The following is a 23781-nucleotide window of genomic DNA, read 5'->3' as shown; positions in this document are numbered from 1 at the left end:
AAGAGGATATGGCAGGCAAACTGGCTGGCAAGGCGGCGCTCATCACTGGTGGCACCAACGGCATTGGCGAGGCCGCCGTACGCGGCCTGATCGCAGAAGGTGCCAAGGTTGCCTTCACCGGCAACAACCAGGCCGCGGGCGACAAGATCGCCGCGGAAACCGGGGCACTGTTCGTGCAGCACGCGGTGCAGGATGCAGAAGGCTGGGCCGGTGTCTCGCAGGCGATCCGCAACACGTTCGGCCGGCTCGACATCGCCTTCGCCAATGCCGGGATCAACGCGGGCGACAGCGACATTGAAACCGTGGACATTGGCGCATGGCGCAAGATTGTCGACATCAACCTGACCGGTTCGATGCTGACCTGCCAGAACGCGATTGCCCTGATGAAGACGAACCCGGAAGGCCCGGGCGGGTCGATCATCCTCAACAGTTCGATCAACGGCATCCTCGCGCTTGCCGGCGACGTGACCTATTCAACGACCAAGGGCGCGATTCGCCTGCTCGCCAAATCCGTGGCGGTGCATTGCGCCAAGGCACGGCTCAATATTCGCTGCAACACGATCCATCCGGGGGTGATCGAAACGCCGCTGATATTGGGGGCCATTTCGGGCGCGCCGGATCCCGCAGCCGCCCGTTCGATGCTGGAAAATATTGCGCCGATGGGGCGGCTGGGCCGCACCGAGGAAATCGTCGCCCTGCTCGTCTACCTCGCGTCCGATGACGCAAGATTTGTCACCGGCGCGGAAATGGTGATCGACGGGGGATCGACAGCCGGTCTCCCGGGAGTCTGACCCCCGGGAGGCCCGTTCAGAATTTCTGCGAGGATGTGACCTCGTGGATCGTCACCTGATTGGTATATTTGCCGTCAAAGTCGGCCAGCAGGCTGGCGATCGCCGGCAGCGCGAGATGGGTCTGCAACGCTTCCATGTCGCGCCAGCCTTCCATCGCCATGATGATGCCCTTTTCCGCATCCTCCAGGCCCATATGATAGAACAGGCAACCATCCTCCGCGCGGGATGGTTCGCACAGCGCCTGAAGTCGCGCGAATAACGCAGGCAGGGTTTTCGGGTCGGTGAATATCTGTCCGGTGACGACGATCATGGCATGATCCTGCTTTAGGGGAAGGTTGAGAAGAATGGCGCCGGTTCAGGTCTGGTGGATGATGTTGAACACGCGGCTCTGCAGGAACCAGCGGCCGTCGCGCCGGACCAGCCTGTCATTGTAACAGGCCCGTGCCCGTTTATCCCTTTCGGTGCCGGGTTCGGCATAGACCTCGGAAATATAGGCCCGCGCCTCGGCTGCATCGCCATCGACCCGGATAGCGCCGATCGTCACCATGAAACTGAGTTGCGGATAAGCAGGCATCGCGCTCCGCCACAGATCGACGATCGCCCGCTTGCCGTTGACGATGCCGAGTTCCGGATAATGCGACAGATCCCAATGGCTGTCCTCAACCCAGAGCGACGCCCACAATTCCTCGTCGAAGCGGTTGACCGCATCGGCATAGGTTTCGATCACTTCGCGGATCGCCACGCGATCCTCAAGCGGCCCTGTAAAATTCGCTGTCATGCGCCTCTCCGCTATGGTCTGCGCCGCCACGCTATGCGGTCGCGCTGCGGCTGGGACCTGCTGAAACAGCGAGGTCAGCGATATTCGTCGCGCAACAGGCGGCGGAGAATCTTGCCGGACGGATTACGCGGCAACGTCTCACGGAAATCGATCGACTTGGGCGCCTTGTATCCCGCGATCCGGGCACGCGCCCATGCGATCAGTTCCGCCGGCTCGGGCCGCTCGCCAGGCGCAGGCACAACGATCGCCTTTACGGCCTCCCCCCATTTCGGGTCGGGCACGCCGATCACCGCAACGTCGCTCACCTGTGGATGGCTGTACAACGCGTTTTCCACCTCTGCTGGATAGACGTTTTCGCCGCCGGTGATGATCATGTCCTTCATCCGGTCGGCAAGGTAGATGTAACCGTCCTCGTCCATCGAACCGGCATCGCCGGTCCGCAACCAGCCCTCGCGATCGATCGTCTCGGCGGTCGCCGCGGCATTGCCGAAATAGCCGGACATGTTGGCGCCGGATCGCGTCACGATCTCGCCCACCTGCCCGCGCGGCAGTTCGTTGCCGCCCTCGTCGACGATTCGGACCTCGACGCCCGGCAGCGGCACGCCCACGCCCCGCATCCGTTGGTTGCCGGCAGGGTCATGATCTTCCGGCGGCAAGCCGACAATCGTTCCCGCTGTTTCCGTCATCCCATACATCTGGGCAAAGCCGCAGCCGAACACCGAAATCGCCTGGCGCAGCAGATCGAGCGGGATCGCCGATCCGCCGTAGCAAATATATTTAAGGAAACTGAAATCCGTACCTGCGGCATCCGGATGATCGCACACGATGCGCATCGCCGTCGGCACCATCATGATCTTGGTGATGCGATGGCGGGTCATCAGGTCCAGCACCTGATGCGGATCGAATTCGCGTACGACGACACCCTTGGCGCCATGTTGCAGGGTCCAAAGCCCCCAGCCCGATCCGCTGATATGGAAATTGGGCATCGCGATCAGGCTGACATCGTGCGGACCCCATCGATTCCATTCGGGCATCTGTTCGGCGGGATAGTCGGCCCGCAGCGAAAGCAGGCTGCGGTTGGCAAGCATCGCGCCCTTGGGATTGCCCGTCGTGCCCGACGTGTAGAGTTGCAGCACCGGATCGTCATAACCGGCGTCCCCGTGGGGATCGTGGTCGGGCTGGGCATCGCGCCATGCGGCAAAGCCATCAGCCGGCAGAATGCGATATCCGGCATCGCCATCGTGATCTGCCTCCGTCTGAGTGGTCCATCGACTATGATAGTCTGGATCACGAAAGGGACGACGAATGCCGAGCAAGAAGCACAAGCCGGAAGAGATCATCGGCAAGCTGCGTGAAGTTGAGATCGTGCTGGCGCAGGGTGGAACGACGGCCGAAGCCTGCCGGCGCATCGCGGTCACCGAGCAAACCTACTACCGCTGGCGCAAGGAATATGGCGGTCTGAAGACCGACCAGGCGCGGCGGATGAAGGATCTGGAGAAGGAGAATCTGCGGCTTCGCCGGGCGATCTCGGACCTGACGCTGGACAAGCTGATCCTTCAGGAGGCCGCTCGGGGAAACTTCTGAGCCCCGCGCGGCGGCGACGCTGTATCGATCAGTTGCGGCGGGAGTTGCCAGTGTCCGAGCGGCGTATATGCCGGGTGCTCGGGCAACATCGGTCGACGCATCGCAAGGTGCCGCGCGGGGCGGATGATGAGGTGCGGCTCACCGAGGACATTATCGCACTGGCCAAGCAATACGGCCGCTACGGCTATCGCCGGGTGACCGCATTGCTGCGCGATGCCGGCTGGACGGTGAACCGCAAACGCGTTGAGCGGATTTGGCGCAAGGAGGGGTTGAAGGTGCCACAGCGCCAGCCAAAGCGGGGCCGGTTATGGCTGAACGACGGCTCGTGTATCCGGCTCAGGCCGGAATATCCAGGGCATGTCTGGGCCTACGACTTCGTCGAGGGCCGTACGCATGACGGGCGCAAGTTCCGGATCCTCACCATTATCGACGAGGCCAGCCGGGAGTGCCTCGCGCTTATCGTGGCACGCCAGCTCAAGCATGAAGATGTGCTGGCGGCTCTCGCTGACCTGTTCATCGCGCGGGGACCACCGGCTCATATCCGGTCGGACAATGGCGCCGAGTTTATCGCCACTGCCGTGCAGACATGGCTCGCCCAGATCGGCGTGAAGACCTTGTATATCGCGCCCGGTTCACCGTGGGAGAATGGTTATAACGAAAGCTTCAATGGGTCGCTCCGCGACGAACTGCTCAACGGCGAGATCTTCTACAGCCTCGCCGAGGCCAAGGTGCTGATCGAGGCCTGGCGGCGGCATTACAACACCGTTCGCCCGCACAGCAGCCTCGGCTATCGGCCGCCGGCCCCGGAAAGTGCGACACCGCCATTGCCGCCGTCCGGTTCCGCTTCGCTCCACCTACCGTCAGCAATGGCGGCGGAAGCAACAATGCACTAACAATCAAACCGGACCACTCGGTGGGGGCCGATCACGCGGGCCTCTTCGGCATTGATAGAGTCGCCATGACAGCACTCGCCAACCGGTGGTAAGATCCGAACTTCGTAGCCACCGAGGTGCGCGGCCTGAACTCGCATCCTCAAGAAGTTATGCGTCGGGCCTGGGATGTGGCTGCCCCGGAAGAAATCACCGTCCTTTGTTACTCTCATATCGCCCAGCTTATCGCCGTTCGTGTCTGCTTTCCATCGAAACGAACGCAAACCTGTCTGGCAGCTAACCACCCAAGCCGGACGTTACGGAGGCCGATGGCAACGGCCGCTCCCCCCGACGAAGCCGCCATCCAGGGCGCCATTTTGGCTGCCCATAACCTGCCGCACGTTCAGATTCAGAACGATGACCGGTTTCGGGCATCGCCTCGATGTCCGCGTTGGTCGGCTTAGTCGGGGGAAGCGGACGTTGAAAGGCCGCTTACTGCGTGCGAGTATCACGGCATGAGAGTTTTCAGGTTAACCGCTGTGATCGCCGCAATCTTCCTAATGGCGGGCGCTTGCTCGGAAATCTCGCCTCCGGCGTGTTCGGGACCAGATCCAAGTTGGGTCAGGCAACCTTATACACAAGCAGGACACGCCGGAGCCAACATTGTGACAATGGCAAGTGACGGCACGCCGCAATGGAACGGACATCCGGTTCAATGGGGTGCGCTAGAAGAGTATCTTCGATTGGTCACTGAGATGTCCCCGCAACCAATCACGATATTTCGCCCAACACATGACGCGCCATGCATGGAAGCGCAGCGGGTGCGCGCATTGATGTCTCGGCTATTGCGTTGCACCGAGGGGGATTGTGGCGAGGGGCCGGAATGGTCCGATTTTACCGAGCCACGTGGTCCCGAGATTTAATTTTCAAATCCCGCGGTGGGTCGTGAACTGCCGTTGCGAGACGCGTCCGCATAGTCGTCGTGTCCTGACAGACAGGAATTCGGCGGAAAACGCGGAAGGCGGCCTGTCAGGTTTCGGAAAGCCGTCGGTCGGGAATCAGGGTGCGTCGCCTGATCGCCCTTCGGCGGCATTGTCGGGGAAGCGGTCAATCCTGGTCTTGTTGAAGCGCTACCCAAGCCGCGGATTCAAGGCGGCCGTCTCCGGATGCGATTGGCGTGCCGTGCTGATCAGCAAGTTGAAAGGTCTGCTGCTGGCCGCCCAGCGCGGCCGATCCATCAAGTGCCAACAAGACAGTGTAGAAAGCATCCGTTAGAGCGCCATTGAGAGCGGCAAACACTTCCTTGGTCTGGTTTTCGCTCAACCCCGCAGCACGAAGGCGCTCTCCCACTGCTGATCCACCGCCGGCATCAGCGTAAAGGGCCAGCATCGCATCGCGCTCCTGCCGACATGCCTCAGCGAATTCTTTAGGCCCCATCATGCCCCCCCCCCTTTTCTCCCTGAAGAAGTGGCTAAAAAGCGGTCCGTCCGCAATGTCGGCGTGTCCTGACCGTCAGGATTCTTCGTGCTAGGGCGGAAAGCTGTCCGTCATGCTTCAGTGACCTGTGACCGGGCTCGCTGCTGAGCAGCGGGTCCATGGGCGCCCTCCCCTCGATGGTCAGCGCGTCAGCAGGGACTGCGTTGCGCTGTTGGGATGGCTCCACGCAGTCCCTGCTGCCATCGAGCGTGTGTCATTTCTAACTAGCGGGGATTGTGTCTTTTCTAATTGGCGAGAACATTTCATTTAATATCACTCACTTGATAAAATCACACTCGCGCTTTCAGTGTGAACCGAGCAGCGCGGTCGAGGACGATGGCCGGAAGCTCGTCGAGGCAATCTCCATCCTGGAGCCCCGGCACGGTGACGCCCTCTGCAATGACCTCCTGGACCCGGGCCGCGAGCGCCGCTGCGCGGCGGCGCAAAAACGGCAGACCAAGTCCCGCATCGGCGGCGAAGCGCTCGAAGCTCTCGGCATCCACGTCCTCGAGCGTTGCCGCACGCCCAAATCGCATAGCGAGCTTGGCCGATAGTTCCGGCCATATGTGGGTCGCCACCAGATCATAGAGCGGCGCCAGGACGACCTCGCCATCAGCCCGACGCAGCAAGCTGTAATTCTTGGCGTGGGCATCGGCATTGCCGATGATCACATTAAACAGCGCAGCGTCGGCAAGCTTGAGCACCTCGCGTGCCGGCCGCGTGGTCGCTTGCCGCACCAAGGCGAAACCATCGCGAAACGTCGGCCCGCCTTCGCTGGCATATTTCCGGTTCGACGGCACGCCCAACGCCTGTGCGAAATCCTCTTGATGCAACCGGATGGTCTGTGCGTCCCGGTGAAGGCGATCATAGCGCGTGACCAGCAGATAAGGCTTGCCATCGGCCTCGTGCCACGCCGCCATGGCCGCATCGAGCCCCAACGCCCGTGCCAGCGCCAGACAGAAGGCTTCATTGGCAGCAAGGCCGGGAAAACGGTCGGGCTCCGGCTTGATGAGATGGGTCGATGCTTCACCGACCCGCGGGACGGCGATGGCTCCATCGATCAGGACCACCGGCAGCTTGCCTTGTGCGCCGGCTAGGCTGAGCCTGGCCCCCCTTCCCCAGCCAGCATCGGCACGCGGGGCAAGCGGCCGATCAAATCAGCCAGAGCGTCCTCGGCCAGCGGGTCCGCGGGCTCGCCTTCCGGCGCAGGCGGAGGCGCTTCCCCATCGGGCAGAAACGCCAGCGCGCCGGCGACGTCGCCGCCCAGCGCCGCCAACAGACGGAAGGGATTGTCGGGCGATACCCCAAGTGCCCGCGCGATCGCCGTGCGCTGCCCCTCTTCCGGCAGTAGCCCACCAAAGACGGCCTTGCACAGCGCGTCACCGAAAGCTTCCTCCTGCTTCGGCAGCGCGTGAGACAGCGCGCGCGCGGATGGATTCTCAAGCCATGCAAGAGCGTAAGTGAAATGCATCGCTCCGCCGCGATCAATGGCAAGTTCGCCAGCAATCCGCTGTTCCGACCAGACAGTCAGGCGATCAAGAATATCGCCGCTCATGCAGGCTGGCCTGCAATCACAATCCCGTCGGGACGCCGAATCTGAAGCTCGCAGCCCAGCGCGGCAAGCACCGTGATGACTTTGCCGATCTGTGCGGTCGCTTTACCCCGCTCCAGTTCAACGATGAAACGCAGCCCTACCCCGCTCGCTGCGGCCAGTTCATCCTGGCGCAGTCCCAGTTCCTTGCGTTCATCCCGAACGATCTGCCCGATCGTCGCCATTTCGAGCATAGACCCTCACTTTCCCGATCGGGAAATATTGGAGCGCCCTCGTCATTTCAAGAGGAAATTTTCCCGATCGGGAAATTCGAAGGCGCAGAGAAGGAATTCTATCAAAAATGTCCCGTTCGGGAAAGCCAACGCCTCATAACCAATCTATCGCTCACGGTCGCGACCGTCTTGATCCATCGCCCACGAGCCTCGGAATAGCGTGCGCCTTGGATTCGAAAGCTTTGCAGCCCCCAGCCGCCAAGCGCAACACCTAGGGGCCATCGCAGAATCTGGTCGTAAACGTACGACAAGCCTCGACCTCTGTCAGACACAGATTAAGTGACGGGCTATGGAGCATTAGGTCATGTTGACAAAGTTGGGTAGCCACCTGCGGATGGCGGCGAGATTGAGGAAGCTGGTGAAGGAGAGAGCGGTTTTGTCGTAGCGGGTGGCGATGCGGCGCTAGTGCTTGAGAAAGCCGAACATGCGCTCGATGCGATTGCGGTCCCGGTAACGGCGAAAATCGCAGGCAATCGGTTCGCGGCGATTGGACTTGGGCGGGATATTCGGCAGGATACCGCGCATCAGCAGGCTGTGGCGGACGCCATCACCATCAGCCCTTGTCGGCCAGCAGCGCTTTGGGCGTGGCGACCGGCAAGGCCATGAGTGCCTCAACCGCCCCGTAGTCCGATGCCTCGCCGCCGGTCAGGATGAAGCCGAGAGGGCGTCCCTGATTGTCACAGCGGGCGTGGACTTTGCACGTAAAGCCGCCGCGTGATCGACCAAAAGCCTCCTTATCAGTCCCCCTTTAGCGCCCGCTGCCGAGCCATGGCCGCGAACCGTGGTGCTGTCGATCATGTGCTGCCAGTCGTCCGTCAGCCCGAACTCGACCAGCGTCGCCAACATTGCATCCCAGATGCCCTGCTCGGCCCAGCGCCGGAACCGGACATAGACCGAGTTCCACTTGCCGTAGCGCTCGTGCATGTCGCGCCAGGGGCAGCCCACCCGCAGGACATGCAGCATGCCGTTCAGGTACCGCCGATTGTCATGTGCAGGCCGCGACTTGCGACCGCGCTCCGAGGGCAAAAGGCCCGCGATCACCGCCCATTCCTCGTCCGTCAGATCGCCACGCGCCATCGCCGCTCCCCACAAAGAGCAGCTTTGAATCAGAGATCAGCCCGTTTGGGAATCCACTTTGTCAACATGACCTAGTTTCATGAATTTCGGCGCGATCATCGGCCTGCTCCGTAAAAGAGCGCATATGTGACATGCGGCCTGAACCCCGTTTTCTGGGAATTTTTCCGTTAGCGTACGCCTACGACCAGATTCTGCGGTAGCCCATGGTTGGAGTTATGTTCCGATATGGCGTGAGCGACCAAGTTCGGCATGGCGATTTGCGCTGCGGGTCTTGAGCAGATCCTGGCGCGAAAGGATGCCGAGCACGCGCCTGGTTCCGGGCTCGATGATCGGAATGCGGCCGATGCCGGATTCGACGATGAGATCGGCGACAACGCCGGTGGGCGTATCGGGATAGGCAACGGGCTGTGCCGCGTCTGAGATGGCGTCGATGAGCGGCGTTTGATCGTCGTCGCGGTCGCCCTACCAGCGCAGGACATCGGTGCGAGAGACGAGACCCAGCAATCTTCCTTGCGGGTCGGTCACCGGATAGCTGCGATGCACGGCTTTGGTTGCGAAGAAGGATACCGCCGCCTCCACGGTCATCGTGCCCGGCAGCGTCGCCGGATCGCGCGTCATGATCTGAGCCGCCTGGATGATGTCAAGGGGATCGACGGTATATTCCTGGAGGATATGCCGGCCGCGCCGCGCGATCTTCTCGGTGAGGATCGATCGCCGCATCAAGAGCACGCTGACGGCATAGGCGCCGCCCGCAGCCGCGATCGTGCATGGGATGGCGCTGAAGTGCCCGGTGAGTTCGACCGCGAAGATCGCGCCGGTCATCGGCGCACGCATGGCGCCGCTCATGATCCCCGCCATGCCGATCATCGCCCAGAATCCCGGATCACCTGGCAGGAATTGCCCAAGCAGGAACCCGGCGGCACCGCCAAGAATGAGGAGGGGGGCGAGAACGCCGCCAGACGTACCAGATCCCAGCGCGACCAGCCAGACGATGGCCTTCACGACGAGGAGCGCGGCAACGACCCGGAGCGATAGAGAGGCGTTGAGGAGGGCCTCGATGCTTGCATATCCTGCACCCAGCACATGGGCATCGATGAGACCGCCCAGACCGACGACCACAGCACCGATCGCCGGCCACCACATCCAGTGGAATGGCAGGCGGTGGAAGAGATCCTCGATGCGGTAAAGGGAAGTTGAAAGCAGTGCCGCTTCAAGGCCGACAACGAGGCCGATCCCGCCGGAAGCGAGCAGCGCCCAGCTTGTCTGTGGGACCATCGCTGTCATCGGGAACATCGGCCCGGATCCGAGCAGCAGTGGGCGCCGGGCAAAGGAAATGAGGGCTGCGACGAGCACGGGGACGAAGCTGCGCGGCTTCCACTCGAACAGGAGCACTTCGACGGCCAGCAATATCGCGGCGAGCGGCGTACCGAAGATCGCGGTCATACCGGCAGCCGCGCCCGACACGAGCAGCGTCTTGCGTTCCGCTGCGCTGAGGTGGAAGCATTGAGCGAAAAGGGAGCCAATGGCACCGCCGGTCATGATGATCGGCCCTTCCGCGCCGAATGGACCGCCGCTGCCGATCGAGATCGCCGAGGACAGGGGTTTGAGCAGCGCGACCTTGAGCGACAGCCGACTCTCGCCGAACAGGATCGTCTCGATGGCTTCAGGAATGCCATGGCCGCGGATCTTGTCCGATCCGAAGCGCGCCATCAGACCCACGATAAGGCTGCCGATGATCGGGATCACCACCACCAGCCAGCCCACCGACGCATCGGTTATCACCGAGTGATCGGAGGAGAGACGACCAAACCAGAAGAGATTGGTGGCGATCGCAATGAGTTTGACCAGCACCCATGCGCCAAAGGCGCCGCCCGTTCCGACCACGATGGCCATGACTGCCAGCATGACCATGCGGCGATCGACACTATGGTCAGCGAGTTGGTGGCCTTCGACGGAACGTGGGGGTGTCAGCGACATGAATCGGCAGTATCCTGTGAAAAGCAGTGCGCGCCGATTATATCGCGCTGCGATGTAATTCAATCAGTGAGGATCTTTTGGAGCAAAAGGAAAAATTGCTTGGGGATGCCGACTATGTAGCGCTGGCCTCTTTTCGCCATGCCATTCGCCGCTTCCAGGCGTTCAGCGAGGAAAAGGCCATCGAAGTCGGGTTGACGCCGCAACAGCACCAGGCGCTCCTCACGATCCGGGGCTGTCCGTCGGATGAAGCCACCGTCGGTCATGTCGCGGAACGTCTGATATTAAAGCCGCACAGCGCAACGGGTCTGATCAATCGCCTTGAGGCGTTGGCGCTTATTACGCGCGAGGCGGCAGCTATAGATCGCAGGCGGGCGCTGCTGCGCCTCACACCAAAGGCCTATGCCCTGCTCGACGCCCTGTCCGCTGTCCATCGCGAGGAAATCCAGCGCTTGCGGCCGGTCTTCACCGGCATCTTCGAACAACTGGGGTGATCAAGTCATTTAATGCAATTATGATGCGCTGAAACAAAAATAACATTCATTTGTCTTCTGACATTCTAACCGGCACAACGCTATGTGCAGAGTGAAGTTGCTTCGCGACAACAGCGCCCGGAGAGGATCCTGTGAAAGCAGGCCGGAGCGCAGGAATGGACCGCCCCAGAATTGCTGGAGGCTCTAACTCCTGAGTAGGTGGAGCCTCCAGCAATTCTGGGGCGGTTCAGACCGGTTCGCCGCTCTATCTGAAACCGCATCCTGCTGGAGAACAACTTCCTACCCGGTGACCTCGAGGTCCAGTTCGAGGCCTTCGTCGAGCACTACAACTACCAGCGTTACCACGAAGCCTGAACAACGTAACGCCCGCTGACGCCTACTTCGGCAGGGCAGCTTCCATCATCAATCAGCGTGAAAGGATCAAGCGACAGACCATCGAACATCGGCGCTTGCAACACCGCAAGCTCGCCGCCTAACATCAATCCCCAGACGAGCCCCGCACTCCGCTAATTTACGCCGCCATCTGCGCCGAATGTTCTGACGACGGACAGGACTGAATGGTACAGCTTGCGGATTTCTGCGCAGGTCAATGCTCCGCTTCAAGATGCGCCGCGGCGCGATCGATGTTGACGCGATGGCTCTCGAGCATCTCGCGCAGATCGGCATGTAATGCCTCGTCACGAATCCTGGGGGTCAGCGCTTTCAGTTTGCGAACCACCCAGGCCTGACCGCGGTTGAGAAAGGCCAGCCTTTCAAGCGGATCAGGGATTGCCAGCGCCTTCTCGCAAAAGGCGCCGGTCTTGCGCGATGCCGCTGCGCCCAGTCGCCTGATCTGCCTTGAGAGCATCGCGCACCAACGCGCTTCGTCGGCACGGACCGATTGCATAAGTTCGGCATAGTCGGGATCGCTCGCCGACTTGGCGCTGGCGAGCGCGATGCGGGCGCCGGCCCGTTCGGCTTCCAGCAGTCCGTTGAGCGCCGCGAGGATCTCCTCGCGACCGGCGAAGCCCATGTAAATGTCATCGGCTTCGCTGGCGTAGCAGGCGGACGAGGTCGGTTCGTTCACCATCATGCGGTAATCGCCGCGGCCGCCTTGAGGCCGGCACGAATGCGGTCCATCACGCCCGGGTCGGCCTTTGTGCTGTGAACCACATAGGCCGAGTACGAAAATTCAGGACTTCCGGGAACAAGAGCGAGGCGGCCTTCCTCGAGATAGGAGCGAATGAAGCCTTTGCGAAAATAGCCGCTCCCCCCTGTCGCCAGGATATAATCGAGCGCGAGCGGACCATAGCTGATCGAAACGACGGCGTTGGGCTGATCCGGAAATGCGGCGTGATAGCTCGCGGCAAACTCCTCGCCCCAATCGATCTGGACATGATCTTCTGGCGCGAGGGGGCTGCTGGTTGGCGTGGTCCGCACCAAGACCAGCTTTTCCTCGAACAATAGTTCGGCGATGATCCCCGGTCGGCTCGGCGCGGCATAGAGCACCGCCATGTCAAGTGAGCCATCCTGGACCTGTTCCATCAGGCGTTCGGATGCGTCGATGTGGGTGCTTACCGCGATTTCTGGACATTCCCGTCGCATCCAGAGCAGCCAGTGCCGCAGCAAGGGACTCCACAGACTGAGTTCGGCGCCGACCGTCACCACGGTCTCCCGTCCCGGCGGGAGCGCGACGGCGCGACGCGCCCGATCCCAGACCTGCACCATGGTGGTTGCAAAACGCAGAAACTGCTCGCCCGCCGGTGTCAGCTTCGCACCTGCCTTGTTACGGATGAATACCGGCCGATCGAGCAGGTCTTCAAGCACCCGGATACGGGCACTTACCGCGGTCTGCGTGAGGTGAAGGTTTGCCGCGGCACTCACAAAACTGCCGGTTTTCACGACTTCCAGGAATGTGCGCGCAACATTTATATCCATCAACCACCATCCTTGCACTCAAATTGCCATAATATGCATTTTCTTGCTTCATGGTAGCAGGCCGACGATGGGATCACAAGGCGGGACCCGTGTGACGGCCCTCGACAGGCACCAACAACTATAAGGCGTCCAACGGTTTGGGCGAACTTCCAGATGAAACCTTTAGGCCGCTTCACGCCCGAACCGCCGCCGCCCCGAGCCGAAATCTGGAAAGTCAGTATAGCGCTGGCCTTGCTGGTTTTAGGGATAGGCATCGCACTCTTCAGTTTTCACGACGCTGGTGCGATCGGCGACGATGTCTTTGTTGCCGTGATGGTCTTCGTGCTCGCGGTCTGTATCGGCGTGATCCTCTCTCTCGATTGGGAACAGACGGCACATCGCCGAGCGCGTCAGCACTGGCAGGAAGTGTCCCCTACGCTTGACTTCATTTCGCTGTGGCCACCTGAAGCCCGAGAGCCGTCGGGTGAAGACGCCCCTAATCTTCAGGAAACCTGCCGCCGCAAACCGCCTCCCTCGTCACGGACAAAGAAGCCGTGAATGCCGACAACAATGATGACCGGCAAGCGCGTGGACCAGAGCGCCCTCTCTCCATGTCCGGCCTCTATCTGATTTTTGCCGCAAGCATCGCCTTCGTCTCGATCCGCCTTTTTGTCGATTTGCTCCGTCAAAACGGCTTCGTCGCCGAAGGGGACGGCAATGGGATAGTGCTGTTCGCCATGCCGATAGCCCTCCTCGTGATCGTCGGGCTCGGACCGGGAACCCGGCGCTAAGTTATACCCAATACTTTTTCTGATAAATAATAATAACATTCGTTTGTGTGATGTTTCGCCCATCTCCACATCAGATCTGCGATATGAAGGAGTTCCTATGGCCATTCAGCTCGGGCAGATCGCCCCCGATTTCGAGCAGGACAGCACGCACGGTCGCATCAGCTTCCACGATTGGCTAAGCGGAAGCTGGGGTGTTCTGTTCAGCCATCCCAAGAATTTTACGCCGGTCTGCACGACGGAACTGGGCGAGGTTGCCAAGCTCCGGCCCGAATGGGACAAACGCAACGTCAAACCCATTGGCCTCTCGGTGGATCCGGTCGAAGCCCATCACAAATGGGAGCTGGACATTCACGAAACCCAAGGGACTAAACTCGACTTCCCGATGATCGCGGATGCCGACGCCAGGGTGTCGACGCTTTACGACATGATCCATCCCGAGAGCGACCCAACGGTCACAGTCCGTTCCGTCTTCGTCATCGACCCGTCGCGCAAGGTACGGCTGATCCTGACCTATCCTCCTTCGACCGGTCGGAACTTCGCCGAGATCCTTCGCGCGATCGACAGCCTTCAACTGACAGACGCCCGTAGCATCGCGACGCCCGTCAACTGGGAGCCAGGCGAGCCGGTCGTGATATCGCCGAATCTGTCGGACGAGGAGGCATCACGGCAGTTCCCGCAAGGCTACAAGACGCTGAAGCCTTACCTCCGGGTGGTCGATCTGCAGGCTCCCGGGCAATGAAGAATTCGCGAGAGACTGGAGAGGATGCCGTCGCCGGCCGACTCTCTGGCTTGTTGACCCGCAACCGTGCGTGGGCCGATGCGAAAACCCTGGCCGATCCCGGCTTCTTCAAACGGCTCGTTGGTCAACAACGACCTCGCTATTTCTGGATCGGCTGTTCGGATAGTCGTGTGCCCGCCACGGAAATCGTGGATCTCGATCCGGGCGAGATGTTCGTTCACCGCAATGTCGCCAATCTCACCGTGCTGACCGATCCCAATTTCGCAGCCGCCTTGCAGTTCGCTGTCGATGTTCTGAAAGTCGAGCACATCATTGTCGTGGGCCACTACGGTTGCGGCGGGATTCAAGCCGCGATGACACAGGCTAGCGACGACGCGATCGGAGCCTGGCTCGCCCCGGTGCACACCCTCTATCAAACGGGTTGCGGTACACTGGAGGTCAATGCCGACCGCTTGTGCGAGCACAATATCCGCGCGCAGGTGGCGGCACTCGCGGCTAATCCTTTGGTTCTCCAGGCTTGGGCACGGCACGCCTCGCTGACGCTTCACGGTTGGGTTTACGCCATTGGAGATGGTCTGCTGCGGCCGGTTTGCTCACCCATAAGCCGCGCCCCGAATGAGGCAGCCCCCGGACGCCTGGTCGAAGGTACGACATGAACGCCGCGGGCGTCCTGTGCCGCGTAAGGGCGATTGGTCATGACGACAGCCTCGTGGACGCCATCTTCGCATGCCAGAGCGCGTGCGAACCCGATCGCGACATTGATGCACGGATTGCGCTGGCCGTATTTCCGGCGCTGCGCAGCTTGACCGTTATTGCTCCCGGAGTCTGGCGGCAGCACGACGGTAGCCACGTTCGAGCACTGCTCTACACGGCGACTTGCCGCGCTGCCGCTATGTTGGTGCCACCCGGTTGTTGGATCGAAGCCGGCCCCCAGGGGACCACCGTGGTGGGCGAGCTTGGCCAATAGACAGCCCATCACCCGGTTGAGGCAATCGCCCTGTGCATGGCCGCGCTCGATGCGCGAAGGGCTGAGCTGTCCTATGCACATTGACCGTTCTCACCAGCCACCATTGCAGCGCCCTGTACCGCTGCATCAGCAATGATCCCGCAGGCCTCATCATCAGGACCGTCCTACCGGCTTATCTGCGCCGCGATCTGCGTCAAATGTTCTGACGACGGACAATCCGGCGGGCGACGCGGCGGCATTTCTCGGCCGAGGACAAGATCCGCATCGTGCTGGAAGGGCTGCGCGGCGACGACAGCATCGCCGAGCTATGCCGCAAGGAGGGCATCGCCCAGAGCATGTATTACGTGTGGTCGAAGGAGTTCATGGAGGCCAGCAAGCGCCGGCTGGCCGGTGACACCGCCCGTGCCGCCACCAGTGCGAGGTCAAGGATCTGCGTCGCGAGGCCAGCGCCCTGAAGGAATGCGTTGCTGATCTGATCCTTGAGAACCGGCTGCTCAAAAAAAAAGCATGATTGCGGATGGGGGCGACGATGCATGAGGTATCCCGCATCCGAAAAACTCGAGATCATCAGGATTGTCGAGCAGTCGCACCTGCCTGCACGGCGCACGCTCGAGCAGTTGGGCATTCCCCGTCGAACCTTCTGCCGCTGGTATGACCGCTACCTCGATGGCGGCCCGGAGGCGCTGGAAGATCGGCCTTCGGCACCGAGCCGGGTGTGGAACCGCATCCCGGCTGCCATCCATGATCAGATCATCTAACTGACGCTGGAAGCGTCCGAACTGAGCCCCCGGGAACTGGCCGTGCGCTTCACCGACGAGCAGCACTACTTCGTGTCGGAAGCCACGGTTTACAGGCTGCTCAAGGCCCACGACCTGATCACCAGCCCGGCTTACGTTGTGATCAAGGCGGCCGACCAGTTCCACACCAAGACCACGCAGCCGAACGAGATGTGGCAGACCGACTTCACCTACTTCAAGATCGTCGGGTGGGGGTGGATGTACCTATCGACCGTGCTCGACGACTTCTCGCGCTACATCATCAGCTGGAGGCTGTGCAGCACGATGCGCGCCGAGGATGTCACCGACACGCTGGACATGGCCCTTGCCGCGTCAGGCTGCGATCAGGCCCACGTTCGCCACAAGCCCCGGCTGCTCAGCGACAATGGGCCGAGCTACATCGCGGGCGAACTGGCGGAATACATCGAAGCCCAGCGCATGAGCCATGTGCGCGGTGCCCCGATGCACCCGCAAACCCAGGGCAAGATCGAGCGCTGGCACCAGACCTTGAAAAACCGCATCCTGCTGGAGAACAACTTCCTACCCGGTGACCTCGAGGTCCAGTTCGAGGCCTTCGTCGAGCACTACAACTACTAGCCTTACCACGAGAGCCTGAACAACGTAACGCCCGCTGACGCCTACTTCGGCAGGGCAGCTTCCATCATCAAACGGCGTGAAAGGATCAAGCGACAGACCATCGAACATCGGCGCTTGCAGCACCGCAAACTCGCCGCCTAACATCAATCCCCCGACGAGTCCCGCACTCCGCTAATTTACGCCGCCATCTGCGTCAAATGTTCTGACGACGGACACGCCGGATATCCTTCACCACCTGCTCCGCAGGCTTTTTGGGGCTTGAGGATTTAGGTCTCATCTTCGTTCCTTCGTCACTACGACGAGACCCAAATCCTCCTCAAATCACAACCTCAAATCTGCGCCATAGGTGCTGACGGGGAACAATTGGACGAAGCGCTATGCAAAGGGCCCCGATCGGGACCCTTTGCATAGCGTCGGCATCGTCATGGATCAGGTGGTGGCAATTTAGCTGACGGTGGCCGGCAGCCCCGCCCCGCGGACACGCGTGCAAAACTCGGCGAAGCAGGCGCGGGCGCGTTGATCGCGCAGTCAGCCGCAACCAACTCGCCCAGCAGCGCGGTGAGTTGGGCGATGCGATCGGCCGCGCATCCGGCGCGGCAATCGCGTCTCGCCCGGTGCCAACACGGTCACGACCTCGCCGGCGACCTGCGTGCTGTGATGTGACAAAATTGCTGACGCAGAATGGAATGATCTGCGAGCAGTCGATCATCGCTCATCTTCGGAGGGGACTGGACGGTCGGCCTTTATGCACGACTGCAATATATTCTACCCGATCATCTGCGGACGGCCGGGATTGCGAGCGTCCAAGCCGCGCGGGCCAGGCGCGATCAAATAAACCCGTGGCTTCCTACGACGGCGCCGAGAACTGTCACGGCCGCGAGTATCAGGAGCAGGCGATGGAGGCGTTCCATGCGCGCGAAATCGGCGGCGGGCCGGGCCGAATGGGCCATGCGCCGGTGGAGGAAAAAGGGTTCGATCAGAAACAGCATCACCGCGAAGAACGCCCACAGCGCGACCATCGCGTGCATCCACCAGAAGTGGAGATCGGCGAACCGATCCCACATCTGCGCGCGCTGGACCATCCAGAAGCCGCTGAGCCCCGCGAGCACCACCCATATCCGGGCCTGCGGGGCGAAACGCCCCTCGATCTGGTGGAATGCCGCAAGTCTTTCTTCGGGCGGATATCCGCCGCGGACGGACGGCATCACCACCAGCGTGACGAAGGCGACGCCCCCGATCCACAACAGGACCGCAAGGACATGCACCGCGCGCGCGATGGTGATGTCGTCCATGCCGCCGCGCCGTCAGGCCGCCAGCAGTTCGTCGGCCGGGCCGAAGAACTCGTAATGGATGCGGTCCGAAGGAACCCCGGCCAGCGACAGGGTGGACACCGCATGGCGCAGGAACGGGCGCGGGCCGCAGATATAATAATCGGCGGTGGCGACGGGCGTGTTGGCGACCAGCCACTCATCGGTGATGATGCCCGCCACGTCATAATCCTGGCCAGCAACCTCGCTGGCGTGCGGGGTCTGGTGGAAATCGACCACCTTCACCGCCTTGCCCCTGGCCGCCAGCGCGCGGACATGATCGCGCATCGCGTGGGTATCGTGGTCATGCGTGCCATGAATATAGTGGACGGGCACATCGGCGCCGTTTTCCACCAAAGCCTCCAGCATCGCCACCATCGGCGTCAGGCCGACGCCGCCGGACAAGAGCACCACCGGCCGTTCGACATGATGGCCGAGGAAGAATTCGCCGGCGGGCGCGGCCACCTTGAGCACAGTGCCAGGCTTGGCTTCGCCATGGAGCCACCCGGATGCCAGGCCGTGCGCCTCGCGCTTGACCGAGATGCGATAGGTTGCGCCGTTGGGCGCCGAGGAAATCGAATAGTTGCGCTTGGCCGCGGGATGGCCGGGAACCTCGAACCAGAAGGTCAGATACTGGCCCGGTTCGTGCGCCATCACCGGGCCGCCATCGACCGGGCGCAGGGTGAACGAACTGATGACGCTGCTTTCGCGGACGACATCTTCCACCCGGAAATCGCGCCAGCCGTTCCAGCCGCCGACGGTGTCCTTCTGGTCGGTGTAGATGCGGTTTTCGCGCGCGATCAGGATATTGGCCAGGAACCAATAGGCCTCGCCCCAGGCGCCAAGGATTTCGTCGGTCGCGGCATCGCCCAGCACCGCCTTGATCGCGCCGAGCAGGGCTTCGGCGACATGGGGATAATGTTCGGGTAGGATTTGCAGGCCGACATGCTTCTGCGCGATCCGTTCCACCGCCGGGGCCAGCGCGCCAAGATTGTCGATATTATTGGCATAAGCGAGGATCGCGCCGGTCAGCGCGCGCGGCTGCGAGCTGGCTTCGCCATGGTGCGACTGGTTGAACAGGTCACGGATTTCCGGGTTTTGGAACATCCGCGAATACATTTCGTGGACGATCGTCAGCCCATGGGCTTCCAGCGCGGGAACCGTCGCCTTGACGAGCGCGATGGTCTGGTCACTCAGCGGTTGCGACATCAAAATCTCCTGTGACGTGGGTATGAGGGGAATATTAGGACGAAAAAGATCATTCGCCGGGTGGCTGATCGTAAAAATCGACCTGCATCTTCATGGTGCCGAGCGGCGTCACAAAATGCGGTTGTTGCGGCAACACCAGCCCCGGCCTGCCCGGAACGAGCACCGTTTCCGACAGCGGATCGAGGCAGGTGAACCGGAGTTCGCCTTCGATCACCCGGATCAGCCCCCAGACGCCGGCCTTGGTGTCGTGCCGCTGGCGGAGCGCCGCGGGCAGCGTATCCTGATCGAACACCGGGGTGGAGCGGTAGGGACGAATGTCAGCCATGATGGGCATGCTCCATGGACGCGGACGCGGGTGCGGCCCGATCGAGCCGGAAGAACATGGCGAGTTGCAGGCTTTCGGCGATCCGCGCGGCCTTGGCCTGAAGCGCACCGGCTGCCTCCGGCTCCATCAGTTCTTCGGTGGTCTGCTTCCACAGGCCAAGCCAGCGATCGAACAAGGCCGGGTTGATCCGATCCTTGTGCTTCACATGCGCGGGGACCGGCTGGCCCTTGTAGCGGCCGCTGGTCAACATCACCGACGACCAGAAGGCCGCGAGCTTGTCGAGATGTTCCGGCCAGTCATCGATTGCCTGGTTGAAGATCGGCCCAAGCGCCGCATCGGCCCGGACGCGGGCGTAGAACGCATCCACCAGACGCGCGAGACCTGCTTCGTCGATCCTTGAAACACCGTCCACGACTCATGCTCCGATCATGTATTATGGATGCATGTATAATCCATCGAAGAAAGATGCAATAAAAATGCATCTTATTGCGGCGGGCCGATCGACGCCCTCGTCGCACAACGAAATCGTACCCTTAACAAGGGCCGGGTGGAGACAGGCTCGCGCGAAAAATCGGGCCTTGCCAGATCGATGCCCTCCCCCATCCCACCGGCGCAAAATTGAAGTATAAAAATACTCTTTTATTGATAGGACAACGCCAAAGGGTCACAACGAGGAACGCCAGGGGTGGTTTCAGGGCTGACAATCAGGGAACGGCAGTGGGGCATGGCGGTAACCGCCATCCTCGCTTTCATCGGTTTGGCAATGGTGGCGGCCGGGGCGTCCCGCGCGGATCCGATGCAGATACATGGCTTCATCGTGCTGCTGGCCAGCCTTGGCACCCTGTGCCTGCTGCTGAAGGGCTATTATGCCCCGGAACCCGCAGCGGCGCGGCTCGACAGCTATTATGACGATCCCAGCAAGGCCGGCATCATCATCGCCATGATCTGGGCCGTGTTCGGCATGTTCATCGGTGACTGGGTGGCCTGGCTGCTCGCCTTTCCCGACCTGACGTTCGACGCGGCCTGGTCCAGCTTCGGACGGCTGCGTCCCGCGCATACCACGGGCGTCATCTTCGGCTTCGGCGGCAACGCGCTGATCGCCACCTCCTTCCATGTCATGCAGCGCACGTCGCGCGCGCGGCTGCCCGGCCAGTTCAGCCCGTGGTTCGTACTGCTCGGCTACAATCTGTTCTGCATCCTCGCCGTTTCCGGCTATTTCATGGGGATCACCCAGTCGAAGGAATATGCCGAACCCGAATGGTATGCCGATATCTGGCTCGTCATCGTCTGGGTAACGTATCTGCTGCTCTATCTGCGTACGCTCGCGCGGCGCAAGGAACCGCATATCTACGTCGCCAACTGGTATTATCTCGCTTTCATCCTCGTCGTCGCGATCCTCCATATCGTCAACAATCTGGCGGTGCCGGCGTCGCTTGGCGGGGTGAAGAGCTATTCGCTGTTTTCGGGCGTGCAGGATGCGATGACGCAATGGTGGTACGGCCACAACGCAGTCGCCTTCTTCCTCACCGCCGGCTTCCTTGGCATGATGTATTATTATCTGCCCAAGCGCGCGGAACGGCCGATCTATTCCTACCGGATGTCGATCATCGGCTTCTGGGGGATCACCTTCTTCTACATGTGGGCGGGCTCGCACCACCTGCACTATACGGCGCTGCCGCAATGGGTTCAGACGCTGGGCATGACGTTTTCGGTCATGCTGCTGGTGCCGTCGTGGATCGCCGCGGCCAACGCGCTGCTGACGCTCAACGGCGCGTGGGACAAGGTGCGCGACGACGCCACCTTGCGCTTCATGATGATGGCCGCGATCTTTTACGGGCTTTCGACGTTCGAGGGATCGTTCATGGCGATCCGTTCGGTCAACTCGCTGTCGCATTATACCGACTGGACGATCGGCCATGTCCATGCCGGCGCGATGGGCTGGGTCGCACTCATCACCTTCGGGTCGATCTACGCCGTCGTGCCGTGGCTGTGGAAGCGCGAGCGCATGCATTCGCCCGCTCTGGTCGAGGTCCATTTCTGGCTCGCGCTGGCGGGAACGCTGATCTACGTCTTCGCGATGTGGAATTCGGGCATCATCCAGGGCCTGATGTGGCGCACCTATAATGACAGCGGCACGCTGACCTATTCGTTCCTGGATTCGATGGTGGCGATGCACCCTTATTATGTCGCGCGCGCGTTCGGCGGGCTGCTGTTCCTGATCGGGGCCATCGTCGGCTGCTATAATATCTGGATGACGATCCGCCGCCCATCGGCACCCCCCGCGCCGGCGGGCGATACCCCCCTTCCCGCCACCCTCCAGCCTGCGGAATAAGCGCCGATGTTCGGAACCCATTACCGCATCGAACGCAAGTCGATCGCGCTGGCGGTGGCGATCATGATCGTCGCCAGCATCGGCGGCCTGATCGAGATCGCCCCCTTGTTCACGATCGACGACACGGTGGAAAGCGATCCGAACATGCGGGTTTACACCCCGCTCGAACTGGCCGGACGCAACATCTATATCCGCGAAGGCTGCTACGCCTGCCATTCGCAGATGATCCGCACATTGCAGGACGAGGTGGAACGCTACGGCCCTTATTCGCTGGCGGTCGAATCCAAATATGACCACCCGATGCTGTGGGGATCGAAGCGCACCGGCCCCGATCTCGCCCGCATCGGCGGCAAATATTCGGACCAGTGGCACACCGCGCATCTGAAGAATCCGCGCCATGTTGTCCCCCAGTCGATCATGCCGCGTTATTCGTGGTTGAGCGAAACCGCGCTGCAAACCCGCCATCTTGGCGATGATCTGCGCGCGCTGCGCAAGGTCGGCGTGCCATATAGCGACGCCATGATCGCCAATGCGACGGCCGATGCCGTGGCGCAGGCATCGCCCGATGACGATACGGCGGGGCTTGCCGAACGCTATGGCGCGGCTACGCAGATTCGATCCTTCGATGGCGATAAACGGACGGTTTCGGAAATGGACGCGCTGGTCGCCTATCTCCAGATACTGGGCAATCTCAGCAATGCCGCGCATGCGCCGCAGGCGGCGGGAAAATAGGCCGGCCATGCCTGTCGATCATCATACGCTGGTCGGTTTCGCCAAGTCGTTCGGGCTATTCTACCTGATCGCGATGGCGGCCGCCGCGCTCATCTATGCCTGCTGGCCGGCGAACCGGGTGCGGTTCGACAAGGCGGCGCGCGATATCATCGACGACGAGGACAAGCCGTGGCGGTAGGCGAGCGCGATCCCCATAGCGGGCACATGACGACCGGCCATGAATGGAACGGGATCAAGGAACTCAACACCCCGGTCCCGCGAACAGTATGGTTCTTCCTCATCGTGACCGTGATCTTTTCGATCGGCTATTGGGTGCTGATGCCGGCTTGGCCGCTGGGCAAGACCTACACCAGGGGGCTGCTCGACAATGACCAGAAGCAGCTGGTGGCCAAGCGCGTGGACGCGGCGGCGGACGCACGGTCGCGCTGGACGAAGCAGATCGCGGCGATGCGCCCCGATCAGATCCGCGCCGATGCCGTGCTGATGGCCTATGTCCGCGAGGACGGGCACCGGCTGTTCGGCGACAATTGCGCCGCCTGCCACGGCATGGATGCAACGGGCAATCCGGGCTTTCCCAACCTGACCGATCAGGAATGGCTGTGGGGCGGCACCCCCGATGCAATCGCCCATACGATCGCGGTCGGCGTCAACAGCCCGGCGAGCAAGACCAGCCAGGTCAGCCAGATGCTCGCCTTCGGCAAGGACGGCATCCTCGACAATGACGCCGTGCTAGCCGTCGCCGATTATGTGAAGACGCTGTCGGACCCGGCTTGGGCGAAGGGCAAGGCGGCATCGGTGGCGAAGGGGCGCGAGGTGTTCGCGGCCAACTGCGTCGCCTGCCATGGCGAACAGGGGCGCGGGAATCAGATAATGGGGGCGCCCGATCTGACCGACCAGGCGTGGCTCTACGGCGGCGATATCGCGGATATCTACACCACGATCAACGATGGCCGACAGGGCGAAATGCCGGCGTGGGAGCACCGCCTGAACCCAGTCGATCGCAAGATCCTGACGGTCTATCTGCTCGACAAGGTCAAGACGCCGTGAGGTTGCCGCGCTCGCGCCTGTTCTTCCTGATGCTCGCGGGCATCGCGCTGGCGGTGGTGACGCTCGCCAACGCGCATTTGGTTTATGTCGCATCCGCGTCGCAGCCCGAATGCGTTCCGCACGCCAGGGCCGATGGGGCCAGATCGGCCCCCGGCGTGTTCGGCGCGGCCAAACCGTCCTGCTGAAATGAACGGGA

General features: G+C 61.7%; 25 protein-coding genes and 4 pseudogenes. 14 read left to right on the top strand and 15 right to left on the bottom strand.

The window, feature by feature from the left end; all coding sequences use genetic code 11:
* The first annotated feature begins 8 nt into the window (after positions 1–8).
* A complete protein-coding gene (locus tag KC8_RS19120) occupies positions 9–791 on the top strand; it encodes an SDR family oxidoreductase (RefSeq protein WP_010126921.1) in 783 nt (260 codons plus the stop codon).
* Between the two features lie 16 nt (positions 792–807).
* Here the strand turns inward: KC8_RS19120 and KC8_RS19115 are convergent, their stop codons facing one another.
* From KC8_RS19115 to KC8_RS19105, 3 genes are all read right to left on the bottom strand, one after another.
* A complete protein-coding gene (locus KC8_RS19115) occupies positions 808–1101 on the bottom strand; it encodes a putative quinol monooxygenase (protein WP_010126920.1) in 294 nt (97 codons plus the stop codon).
* A gap of 45 nt (positions 1102–1146) precedes the next feature.
* On the bottom strand, positions 1147–1569 hold the full coding sequence (locus KC8_RS19110) for a nuclear transport factor 2 family protein (RefSeq protein WP_010126919.1): 423 nt from the start codon (positions 1567–1569) through the stop codon (positions 1147–1149).
* 74 nt (positions 1570–1643) lie between these two features.
* Positions 1644–2885, bottom strand: a complete 1242-nt coding sequence (locus KC8_RS19105; protein WP_232455712.1) for an AMP-binding protein — start codon at positions 2883–2885, stop codon at positions 1644–1646.
* On the opposite strand from KC8_RS19105, the gene KC8_RS19100 reads away from it, so the two are divergent.
* Positions 2875–4046, top strand: a protein-coding gene (locus KC8_RS19100; RefSeq protein WP_157663893.1) for an IS3 family transposase whose coding sequence is annotated in 2 segments (ribosomal slippage) — positions 2875–3139 and positions 3139–4046 — 1173 coding nt in all. Because the reading frame shifts where the segments join, the coding sequence is not laid out codon by codon here. The genes KC8_RS19105 and KC8_RS19100 overlap by 11 nt on opposite strands.
* Positions 4047–5129: 1083 nt before the next feature.
* On the opposite strand, the gene KC8_RS19095 is transcribed toward KC8_RS19100, so the two are convergent.
* The 6 genes and pseudogenes from KC8_RS19095 to KC8_RS19075 all read right to left on the bottom strand — a co-directional run bounded on the left by KC8_RS19095 (position 5130) and on the right by KC8_RS19075 (position 10376).
* Positions 5130–5462 (bottom strand): hypothetical protein, encoded by a 333-nt coding sequence (locus KC8_RS19095; RefSeq protein ID WP_010126882.1) that lies wholly within the window; start codon positions 5460–5462, stop codon positions 5130–5132.
* Positions 5463–5788: 326 nt separating this feature from the next.
* On the bottom strand, positions 5789–6568 hold the full coding sequence (locus KC8_RS20435; RefSeq protein ID WP_232455580.1) for a HipA domain-containing protein: 780 nt from the start codon (positions 6566–6568) through the stop codon (positions 5789–5791).
* A gap of 23 nt (positions 6569–6591) precedes the next feature.
* On the bottom strand, positions 6592–7053 hold the full coding sequence (locus KC8_RS20430; protein ID WP_232455579.1) for a HipA N-terminal domain-containing protein: 462 nt from the start codon (positions 7051–7053) through the stop codon (positions 6592–6594).
* Complete coding sequence (locus KC8_RS19085) at positions 7050–7283, bottom strand: type II toxin-antitoxin system Y4mF family antitoxin (RefSeq protein ID WP_010126883.1); 234 nt, start codon at positions 7281–7283, stop codon at positions 7050–7052. Before KC8_RS19085 ends, KC8_RS20430 begins: the two co-directional genes overlap by 4 nt.
* 336 nt (positions 7284–7619) lie before the next feature.
* Positions 7620–8399: pseudogene (locus tag KC8_RS20690) on the bottom strand (IS5 family transposase).
* A gap of 213 nt (positions 8400–8612) precedes the next feature.
* Positions 8613–10376 (bottom strand): annotated as a pseudogene (locus KC8_RS19075) (chloride channel protein).
* Between the two features lie 95 nt (positions 10377–10471).
* Between KC8_RS19075 and KC8_RS19070 the strand changes: the two are divergent.
* Positions 10472–10867, top strand: a complete 396-nt coding sequence (locus KC8_RS19070; RefSeq protein ID WP_029624723.1) for a MarR family winged helix-turn-helix transcriptional regulator — start codon at positions 10472–10474, stop codon at positions 10865–10867.
* A 252-nt stretch (positions 10868–11119) separates the two neighbouring features.
* Positions 11120–11343: pseudogene (locus tag KC8_RS20035) on the top strand (IS3 family transposase); the annotation flags it as partial.
* A 110-nt stretch (positions 11344–11453) separates the two neighbouring features.
* Here KC8_RS20035 and KC8_RS19060 read toward each other — a convergent pair.
* Together KC8_RS19060 and KC8_RS19055 are read right to left on the bottom strand one after the other, a co-directional pair.
* Positions 11454–11939: a DUF6306 domain-containing protein gene (locus KC8_RS19060; RefSeq protein ID WP_010126889.1), complete on the bottom strand. Its 486-nt coding sequence runs from the start codon at positions 11937–11939 to the stop codon at positions 11454–11456.
* Entirely contained in the window at positions 11936–12784 is an 849-nt protein-coding gene (locus tag KC8_RS19055) for a LysR family transcriptional regulator (protein WP_010126890.1), read from the bottom strand. Before KC8_RS19055 ends, KC8_RS19060 begins: the two co-directional genes overlap by 4 nt.
* A 153-nt stretch (positions 12785–12937) precedes the next feature.
* On the opposite strand from KC8_RS19055, the gene KC8_RS20030 reads away from it, so the two are divergent.
* The 5 genes and pseudogenes from KC8_RS20030 (at position 12938) to KC8_RS19030 (ending at position 16774) form a co-directional block, all read left to right on the top strand.
* Positions 12938–13321, top strand: a complete 384-nt coding sequence (locus KC8_RS20030; protein WP_138956741.1) for a hypothetical protein — start codon at positions 12938–12940, stop codon at positions 13319–13321.
* Positions 13318–13554, top strand: coding sequence for a hypothetical protein (locus tag KC8_RS19050; RefSeq protein WP_138956742.1), 237 nt, complete (start codon positions 13318–13320; stop codon positions 13552–13554). The genes KC8_RS20030 and KC8_RS19050 overlap by 4 nt, the downstream gene beginning before the upstream one ends.
* Positions 13555–13651: 97 nt before the next feature.
* Positions 13652–14293, top strand: a complete 642-nt coding sequence (locus KC8_RS19045; RefSeq protein WP_010126891.1) for a peroxiredoxin — start codon at positions 13652–13654, stop codon at positions 14291–14293.
* On the top strand, positions 14290–14949 hold the full coding sequence (locus KC8_RS19040; RefSeq protein WP_029624724.1) for a carbonic anhydrase: 660 nt from the start codon (positions 14290–14292) through the stop codon (positions 14947–14949). The genes KC8_RS19045 and KC8_RS19040 overlap by 4 nt, the downstream gene beginning before the upstream one ends.
* Before the next feature lie 526 nt (positions 14950–15475).
* A pseudogene (locus KC8_RS19030) lies at positions 15476–16774 on the top strand (IS3 family transposase).
* 686 nt (positions 16775–17460) lie between these two features.
* On the opposite strand, the gene KC8_RS19025 reads toward KC8_RS19030, so the two are convergent.
* Genes KC8_RS19025 through KC8_RS19010 form a run of 4 tightly spaced genes read right to left on the bottom strand, consistent with a single transcriptional unit; the run spans position 17461 to position 19886 of the window.
* Entirely contained in the window at positions 17461–17925 is a 465-nt protein-coding gene (locus KC8_RS19025; RefSeq protein WP_010126896.1) for a hypothetical protein, read from the bottom strand.
* 12 nt (positions 17926–17937) lie between these two features.
* Positions 17938–19149: an NO-inducible flavohemoprotein gene (gene hmpA / locus KC8_RS19020; protein ID WP_010126898.1), complete on the bottom strand. Its 1212-nt coding sequence runs from the start codon at positions 19147–19149 to the stop codon at positions 17938–17940.
* Between the two features lie 49 nt (positions 19150–19198).
* Positions 19199–19474: a DUF1971 domain-containing protein gene (locus KC8_RS19015; protein WP_010126899.1), complete on the bottom strand. Its 276-nt coding sequence runs from the start codon at positions 19472–19474 to the stop codon at positions 19199–19201.
* Positions 19467–19886: a group III truncated hemoglobin gene (locus KC8_RS19010; RefSeq protein WP_010126900.1), complete on the bottom strand. Its 420-nt coding sequence runs from the start codon at positions 19884–19886 to the stop codon at positions 19467–19469. The genes KC8_RS19015 and KC8_RS19010 overlap by 8 nt, the downstream gene beginning before the upstream one ends.
* Positions 19887–20198: 312 nt before the next feature.
* On the opposite strand from KC8_RS19010, the gene ccoN reads away from it, so the two are divergent.
* From ccoN to KC8_RS18985, 5 genes are read left to right on the top strand one after another with little or no spacing between them, the layout of a single operon-like run.
* Positions 20199–21806 carry a cytochrome-c oxidase, cbb3-type subunit I gene (ccoN, locus tag KC8_RS19005; RefSeq protein ID WP_010126901.1) on the top strand — a complete coding sequence of 536 codons (1608 nt, stop codon included), beginning with the start codon at positions 20199–20201 and terminating at the stop codon, positions 21804–21806.
* A gap of 6 nt (positions 21807–21812) precedes the next feature.
* A complete protein-coding gene (gene ccoO, locus KC8_RS19000; protein ID WP_010126902.1) occupies positions 21813–22538 on the top strand; it encodes a cytochrome-c oxidase, cbb3-type subunit II in 726 nt (241 codons plus the stop codon).
* A gap of 7 nt (positions 22539–22545) precedes the next feature.
* A complete protein-coding gene (locus KC8_RS18995; protein WP_010126903.1) occupies positions 22546–22716 on the top strand; it encodes a cbb3-type cytochrome c oxidase subunit 3 in 171 nt (56 codons plus the stop codon).
* Positions 22707–23585, top strand: a complete 879-nt coding sequence (gene ccoP, locus KC8_RS18990; protein WP_029624726.1) for a cytochrome-c oxidase, cbb3-type subunit III — start codon at positions 22707–22709, stop codon at positions 23583–23585. The genes KC8_RS18995 and ccoP overlap by 10 nt, the downstream gene beginning before the upstream one ends.
* A complete protein-coding gene (locus KC8_RS18985) occupies positions 23582–23770 on the top strand; it encodes a hypothetical protein (RefSeq protein WP_029624727.1) in 189 nt (62 codons plus the stop codon). The genes ccoP and KC8_RS18985 overlap by 4 nt, the downstream gene beginning before the upstream one ends.
* The last annotated feature ends 11 nt before the right edge of the window (positions 23771–23781 follow it).

It is taken from the genome of Sphingomonas sp. KC8, from assembly GCF_002151445.1.
Taxonomy (GTDB): Bacteria; Pseudomonadota; Alphaproteobacteria; order Sphingomonadales; family Sphingomonadaceae; genus Sphingomonas_E.
The sequence above is the reverse complement of the archived record's forward strand: the minus strand, read 5'-3'. Positions and strand labels throughout refer to the sequence as shown.